The sequence below is a fragment of the Gulosibacter sediminis genome (assembly GCF_014904065.1).
GTDB classification, from domain to species: Bacteria; Actinomycetota; Actinomycetes; order Actinomycetales; family Microbacteriaceae; genus Gulosibacter; species Gulosibacter sediminis.
Genome location: NZ_JACXJG010000004.1, coordinates 63063 through 70647, shown reverse-complemented (window position 1 = coordinate 70647; position 7585 = coordinate 63063). Strand labels below are relative to the sequence as shown.

General features: G+C 70.1%; 5 protein-coding genes and 2 pseudogenes. 5 read left to right on the top strand and 2 right to left on the bottom strand.

Annotated elements, in window-relative coordinates; all coding sequences use genetic code 11:
• The first annotated feature begins 264 nt into the window (after positions 1-264).
• The 4 genes from ID132_RS01885 (at position 265) to ID132_RS01870 (ending at position 3115) form a co-directional block, all read left to right on the top strand.
• Complete coding sequence (locus ID132_RS01885; RefSeq protein ID WP_193127731.1) at positions 265-723, top strand: DUF4232 domain-containing protein; 459 nt, start codon at positions 265-267, stop codon at positions 721-723.
• Between the two features lie 93 nt (positions 724-816).
• Entirely contained in the window at positions 817-1602 is a 786-nt protein-coding gene (hpaH, locus tag ID132_RS01880; RefSeq protein ID WP_193127730.1) for a 2-oxo-hept-4-ene-1,7-dioate hydratase, read from the top strand.
• Positions 1587-2411, top strand: coding sequence for an HpcH/HpaI aldolase family protein (locus ID132_RS01875; protein ID WP_193127729.1), 825 nt, complete (start codon positions 1587-1589; stop codon positions 2409-2411). Before hpaH ends, ID132_RS01875 begins: the two co-directional genes overlap by 16 nt.
• 149 nt (positions 2412-2560) lie before the next feature.
• A complete protein-coding gene (locus ID132_RS01870) occupies positions 2561-3115 on the top strand; it encodes a lipoprotein LpqH (protein ID WP_193127728.1) in 555 nt (184 codons plus the stop codon).
• Between the two features lie 71 nt (positions 3116-3186).
• On the opposite strand, the pseudogene ID132_RS01865 reads toward ID132_RS01870, so the two are convergent.
• Both ID132_RS01865 and ID132_RS01860 read right to left on the bottom strand, forming a co-directional pair.
• Positions 3187-4358: pseudogene (locus ID132_RS01865) on the bottom strand (acetyl-CoA C-acyltransferase).
• A 142-nt stretch (positions 4359-4500) separates the two neighbouring features.
• Positions 4501-5452: pseudogene (locus ID132_RS01860) on the bottom strand (enoyl-CoA hydratase/isomerase family protein).
• Positions 5453-5915: 463 nt separating this feature from the next.
• Between ID132_RS01860 and ID132_RS01855 the strand changes: the two are divergent.
• Positions 5916-7463: an aldehyde dehydrogenase (NADP(+)) gene (locus ID132_RS01855; protein ID WP_459562420.1), complete on the top strand. Its 1548-nt coding sequence runs from the start codon at positions 5916-5918 to the stop codon at positions 7461-7463.
• Positions 7464-7585: the final 122 nt, after the last annotated feature.

The following is a 7585-nucleotide window of genomic DNA, read 5'->3' as shown; positions in this document are numbered from 1 at the left end:
ACAAAAAACGACCACTCAACGCTGTTTTCGAAGAGGATGGGGGCGTGGGGAGATGGCGAGGGATGCGGGCGGCGGCCGGATGCGCGGCGGCCGTGGCGCTGTTGGCCGCGTGCGCGAGCACGGCCGGGTCGCGCATCCCCGAGGCGGATGTTGGCGAGACCGCCGGGGCACCCGACAGCGTCGACGGGGCCAGCGCATCCGCNGGCCGGCGAGGCCGACTCGAGTGGCGCATCCGAGCAGCCGTCCGGGCCGCTTGAGGGCTGGGTGACGCATCGCGAATCCGCGATACCGGCGAGCTGCGACGGCACGAGCCAGCTCGCGATTGGCTTCGGCATCGTCGATGCCGCGACGGGCAGCCGGTATCTCGGCGTCGAGGTACTCAACTGCTCGGATGCGCCGGTCACGCTGAGCGAGCCGCCGACGTTCGCGACGGAGACGCTCGACGGCGTCGAGATCGACGTCGAGTGGGAGGCTTCGCCCGGATCCGCATCCGCCCCGACGATCGGCCCCAACGAATCGGCGACGATCGAGCTCTCGTGGCAGTCGAACGGCCGCTGCGAGCGCGGCGCGCAGGTGCTCGAGGTGACGATCGCCGGCGCATCCGGCCGCGTCGAAGACTGCCTCCAACTCGGCAACGACCCGGGCTGGGACGACCCGGCCACCGCATCCGACGCCTACGGCACCGACCCCACCACCGCATCCTGGCGCTACCCCGCCAACTAGNCAAAAAACGACCACTCAACCGTTGGAGGGCAAGGGCGGGAACCGTGAGAGGGCATTCGGGCTGGGCGGAGGCAAATCAAATATGATCGGCGCATGCTTGCCAATGACGACATCAGAAAGATTGCCGAGGAGCTCGCCGACGCCGAGCGCACTCACACGGTGATCCCGCGCATCACCGCCCGCTACTCCGACGCGACCGTCGAGGACTCCTACGCAATCCAGGGCGTCTGGCGCGACAGCCAGGTCGCCGCCGGCCGCAAGCTCGTCGGGCGCAAGATCGGCCTCACCTCGAAGGCGATGCAGGCCGCCACCGGCATCACCGAGCCCGACTACGGTGTCATGTTCGACGACACCGTCTACGAAAACGGCTCGGTCATCGACTTCGACCAGTTCACCAACGTGCGCATCGAGGTCGAGCTCGCGTTCGTGCTCAAGGCACCACTCGAGGGCCCGAACTGCTCGCTCTTCGACGTGATCCGCGCCACCGAGTTCGTTACCCCCGCACTTGAGGTACTCAACTCGCACATCGAGATGGAGGGCCGCACGATCGTCGACACCATCTCGGACAACGCGGCCTACGGCGGCATGGTGCTCGGCGGCGTGCCGATGCGCCCCGACGAGATCGACCTGCGCTGGGTCTCGGCGCTCCTCTACAAGAACGAGACCATCGAAGAGACCGGCGTCGCCGCGGGCGTGCTCAACCACCCCGCCACCGGCGTCGCCTGGCTCGCGAACAAGTTCCACCAGCACGGCTCGCGCCTCGAGGCGGGCGAAATCATCCTCGCCGGCTCGTTCACCCGCCCCATGTGGGTCGAGCGCGGCGACTCCGTCGTGTGCGATTACGGAAAGATGGGCACCATTTCATGTCGTTTTCTCTAGAGCTTCCTCCCACCTTCGCGCAGCGCCTCGCTGACGCCGACCGCGGCCTCGCCGGCATGTGGCTCTGCTCGGGCTCGACAGTGAACGCCGAGATCGCGGCCGGCTCGGGCCTCGACTGGGTTCTCATCGACGGCGAGCACGCCCCGCTCTCGCTCGAGTCGATCCAGACCCAGCTGCAGATCCTCGCCGCCTACCCGGCCACCCCGGTCGTGCGCGTGCCCGTGAACAACGAGGTCATCATCAAGCAGTACCTCGACCTCGGCGCGCAGAACCTGCTCGTGCCGATGGTGAATTCGGGCGAGGATGCGGCTGCCGCGGTTCGCGCGGTGCGCTACCCGCCCGCTGGCGTGCGCGGCGTCGGCGCCGCCCTCTCGCGCGGGGGCCGCTGGAACCGCGTCGACAGCTACCTGAAGCGCGCGAACGACGAGCTCGTGTCGCTGTTTGTGCAGATCGAGTCGGCCGACGCGGTCGACAACGTCGAGGCAATCGTGAACACCGACGGCGTCGACGGCATCTTCATCGGCCCGAGCGACCTCGCTGCTTCGATGGGTTTCATCGGCCAGCAGACGCATCCGGATGTGCTGGCCGGGGTGCGCTCGGCGATCGCGGCCGCCCGCGCGGCCGGGAAGCCGGTCGGTATTAACGCGTTCGACCAGCAGGTCGCGCTCGGCTACCTCGACGACGGCATGGACTTCATCCTCGTCGCGGCCGATGTCTCGCTGCTGGCCCGCGCATCCGAGAAGCTCGCCGATACGTTCATCCACTCCCGCGCGGGCGCAACGGGCCGGGGTGAGCGCGCAAGCTACTAAGCGATGCGAGTGGCGCCAGCCCCGAGCAGCACGTGTCGTCGGCCGTCGGGCTGAGATCGACGACCAGCGCTATCGCGGGCTGGTGCCGCGCAAATAGCATCCAAGCAGCGCCCCGCAACGACCTGCGCGGCCGTCAGAAAGGCACTGCAATGAACCGCAAGCACCTCATCTCTCTCGTCGCCGCAGCCTCGCTGCTCGCGACCCTGACCGCCTGCGGTGGCGGCGACGCCGACGAGCCGGCCACCGACAGCAACCAGGACTCGAGCGACACCGGCAGCAACGAGTCGGAAGACACGACGAGCGAAGACTCGGCAGCCGAGGAAGACGGCGCGAGCAGCGGCTCGGGCGACTTCTCGCTCACGGTCGACGGCCAGTCGGTCGAATTCGGCGACGCGACCGTCACCTGCGCCGACTCGGAGCTGGGCTTCGCGATCTCGGTCGCCTCGCCCGACCTCGACGCCGCGTCGGGCCAGGCCCTCGGCGTCGTGCTCTCGAGCGCTGACGACGCCACCGTTGAGTCGCTCGGCCTCGTCGACGCCGACGGCAACACCGTCGGCTACGCCGCGGGCACCGGCCAGGGCTCGGCCGAGGCGACCGTCGACGGCAGCACCTACACGATCACGGGCGAGGGCCTCTCGACGAACCTCGAGGACCCGACGAACATCGCCACCGTGCCCTTCGAGTTCACGGTGACCTGCCCGTAACCAGGCAGCCCCACGCACAGCGGGCCGGGTGACGCGCAACGCGTCGCCCGGCCCGCTTTCGTGTGCCCAGGCTAGAGCGCGCGCAGCACGACCGCGCTGCCCTGCCCGCCGCCACCGCAGATGCCGACGGCGCCGAGCGAGCCCGCGCCGGCGGTCTGCAGCTGGCGCGCGAGGGTGCCGACGATGCGGGCGCCGGATGCACCGATCGGGTGGCCGAGCGCGATCGCCCCGCCGTGCTGGTTGACCACCTCGAGGTCGATGCCGAGGTCGCGCGCCGACTGCACGCCGACGGCCGCGAAGGCCTCGTTGATCTCGACGGCCGCGAGGTCGGATGCGCTGGCTGCGTCGATCTTCGCGAGCGCGGCCGAGATCGCGCGCGCGGGCTGCGAGTGGAGGTGGTTGTCGGGGCCGGCGACGAACGCGGTCGCCTCGATGCGCGCGAGCGGCGTGAGGCCGAGCCGTTCGGCGGCGGCCTCGCTCACGATGACGAGCGCGGCGGCGCCGTCGGTGATCTGCGAGGCGTTGCCGGCGGTGATCGTGCCATCCTTCGTGAACGCCGGGCGCAGGCCAGCGAGCGACTCGGTCGTCGTTTCAGGGCGCACGCCGTCGTCGGCGTCGATGACGGTGTCGCCCTTGCGCGAAGTCACCGTGAACGGCGCGATCTCGCCGGCGAAGAACTCGGCCGAGGCCGCCGCGCGCTGGTGCGAGGTCGCCGAGAACGCGTCCTGCTCTTCGCGGGTGAGCCCGAGCGGCACGTTGCCTTCTTCGGTGAGCGCGCCCATCGCGACCTGGTCGAAGGCGTCCGAGAGGCCGTCGTGGTCGACGGTGTCGATGAAGGTCGCGGGGCCGTACTTCACGCCGGCGCGCAGCGGCGCGACGTGCGGGGCGAGCGACATCGACTCCTGCCCGATGGCGACGACGACGTCAGCCTCGCCCGCCGCGATGACGCGCGCGGCCTGCGACACCGCCTCAGTGCCCGAGAGGCACACTGCGTTGATCGTGATGGCCGGCACATTCATCGAAATGCCCGCACCGACTGAGCTCTGGCGGGCCGGGTTCTGGCCCGCGCCGGCCTGCAGCACCTGGCCGGCGACGACGAGGTCGACCTCGTCGGGGCTGACGCCCGCGCGCTCGAGCGNGCCTTCGCGGCGTGCGCGCCGAGCACGGTGGCGGGCTGCGCCGCGAGCTTGCCGGTGAACCGGGTAAAGGGAGTGCGGGCGTACCCCGCCACGAGTGCGGCCATGAGAGTGCTCCTCGAATCTCGGCCGCGAGCGAACCCGCGGCGTTGCGACGTGTGGGCCCGAAGCGCGGGCCGTTCAGTTTCTATTGTGCCTGCCTCCACCGACACCGGGCTGCACGGTGCGCTCCAGGCCGACCCCGCCCTCCTACCCGAACAGCGCGGCGGTCGCGTCGGTCTCGAACATGCGCGAGATCTCGGCCGGGTCGACGTCCTCGAGCCGCGGCGGCTGCCACTGCGGATCGTTGTCCTTGTCAACGACGCGCGCCCGCACGCCCTCGGCGAAGTCGGGCGCCGTCGCAAGGTGCATCCCCACCCGGTACTCGCGCGCGACCGCGGCCCGCAGGCCCGGCTCGGCCCGCGCATCCCGCAGCAGGCGTGCGGTCACCTCGAGCGACGTCGGCGACATCTGCCGGATGCTCGCGGCGGCCTCGCCCGCGGCCGCCTGCCCCGCCGCGGCCAGCGCATCCAACTCGGCCAAAATGTCGGCAACGCGCTCGTGCCGGTAGACGACGTCGATCCAGTCGCGCTGCGCCAGCACCTCCGGTTCCGGCGCGGGCTCTGCGAGGCGAGCGACCGCCTCGTCGGCAGCCTCNCTCGAGCGCCTCGAGCAGCTCCCCGAGCCGCGCCGACGGCACGAACGCGTCGGCGAATCCACCGGCGATCGCGTCGCCCGCGCCGAACGTGCCCGCGGTGAGCGCAACGTGCATCCCCACCTCGCCGGGCATCTCGGCGAGCCGCCAGCTGCCGCCGACGTCGGGCAGAAAACCGATGCGCACCTCGGGCATGCTGAGGCGGCTGCGCTCGGTGACGATGCGGTGCGAGGCGTGGGCGCTGAGGCCGATGCCGCCGCCGAAGGTGATGCCGTCGAGCAGCGTCACGTACGGCATCGGCAATTCGTTGAGCTTCACGTCGAGCCGATACTCGAGCGCGAGAAAGTCGTAGAACAGCTGCGGGTTGCCCGCCTCGAGCGCCAGGCGCGACTCGGCGATGTCGCCGCCGGCGCAGAGGGCGCGCTCCCCCGCGCCCGTGAGCGCGAGCTGGCGGATGCTCGGGTCGGCGAGCCACGCATCCACCTGCGCGTCGATGAGCTGCAACATCTCGAACGAGAGGGCATTGAGCTGCCTCGGGCGGTTCAGGGTGATGAGGCCGAGGTGGCCGCGCTGGTCAAAGTGCACCGGTGAAGCTGTCATAGCGGTCTCCACCCTAGCCCGGCGGTGCTGCACGGGCCTCGGCAACTCTGCCGGCGCATCCGTGCGTGAACGTGTTCGGCCCCGAGCCGAATCGTGCCGTGTAACGCTCGGACCGGGACCCGGCGACAACCATAATTGGACATTGTCCGTGTTGTCTTCGTGCCTTCACACAAGGATTCGGCCGCGGATCGTGCCACTTCGTGCATTCGTCAATGCGGATGGCCCACCGATCGCCTACAGCGCAACGATTTCGGGTTTCGGGAAGGCCTCGCGCGATAGGCTTCGTGGACGTTCGGCAGGCGGCTGCTGCGCGCTTTTTTTGCGCCCGCCACCGAGCTGATGCACGCAGGCAGCAGCACGAGTTTCAGGGATGATGCTAATGACTACACCGCACACCAACAGCCCGTTGATTCAAGAGCTCGACCCCGAGATCGAGGCGCTCGTTGCCGCCGCCGACGCGGCCGCACTTGCCTACGCCGACACGAACCCGANGGAGCGCGGCGCCGCGCTCCTCGCCGCCGCTGACGCGCTCGACGCGAACGCCGACGAACTCGTCGCGATCGCCCAGGAAGAAACCGGTCTCTCGGAGGGTCGCCTTCGCGGCGAGCTCAACCGCACCGCGGTGCAGTTGCGCCTGTTCGCCGACGTCATCGTCGACGGTGCCTACCTCGATGCCCGCATCGACTACCTCGACACCGACTACGCCCTCGGCGTGCGCCCCGACCTGCGCCGCGTACTGCAGCCCGTCGGCCCGACCGTCGTGTTCGCGGCCTCGAACTTCCCGTTCGCCTTCTCGGTCGCCGGTGGCGACACCGCCGCGGCCCTCGCCGCCGGTAACCCCGTGCTGCTGAAGTCGCACTCGGGCCACCCGAAGCTCTCGGTGCGTACGGGCGAGATCGTCGCCGCGGCGCTCAAGGGTGCCGGCCTACCCGACGGCGTCTTCGCCGTGTTCAGCGGCCAGGAGAACGGCACCGCGGTGCTCAAGGACCCGCGCATCCAGGCCGGTGCCTTCACTGGTTCGGAGTACGTCGGCCGCCTGCTCGCCGACATCGCGGCCGCGCGCCCGCAGCCAATCCCCTTCTACGGTGAGCTCGGCTCCACAAACCCCGTGTTCGTCACCCAGGCCGCCCTCGACACCCGCGCCGACGACATCGTGAGCGGCTTCGCCACCTCGATCTCGGGCTCGGCCGGCCAGCTCTGCACGAAGCCCGGCTTCGTGTTCCTGCCCGAAGGCCACGGCCTCGACGAGCAGCTCGTCGCCGCGTTCGCCGCGGCAAACGAGTCGACCGGCGAGCAGCGCCTGCTCAACCCGGGCATCACCCGCGGCTACAACAAGCGGCGCGACGAGGTGCTCGCCGCCAACGGCGTGCGCGTCATCACCGAAGGTTCGTCGCGCGTCGACGACGACAAGCAGGGTTGGACCACCCCGACCATCGTCGCCGTCTCGCTCGACGACTTCCGTGCCGGTCGCGAGGCAATCCTCGCCGAGGTGTTCGGCCCGTTCTCGGTGCTCGTTGAGGTACCCGCAGGCACCGACTACGCCGCGCTCGTCAACGAGTTCTTCACCGGTTCGCTCACCACGACCATCCAGGCTGCTGAGGGCGAGGAGAGCGACGAGCTCACGTCGCTCGTGCGGGCCCTGCGCCAGGTCTCGGGCCGCATCCTGTGCGGCGGCTGGCCGACCGGTGTCGCCGTGACCTACGCGCAGCAGCACGGTGGCCCGTGGCCCGCGACGACGAACGACTCGTCGACCTCGGTGGGCACCGCGGCAATCGGTCGCTTCCTGCGCCCGGTCGCATTCCAGTCGATGCCGGATGCCCTGCTCCCGGCCCCGCTGCAGAGCTCGAACCCGTGGGGCGTGCCCCAGCGCATCGACGAGGCCGGCGCCTCGAAGACGTGGGGGTCGACCGCGCGGTAGTTTGCGGTTGATCGCTGGGTTGAGCGGTTAAGTGAAGGATGCTCGTGGGCTTGGCCCGCGGGCATCCTTCGTTTTCCTGGGGGAGGTGGGGCTGGGTAGGTGCGCCTGTGTGAGATGAACCG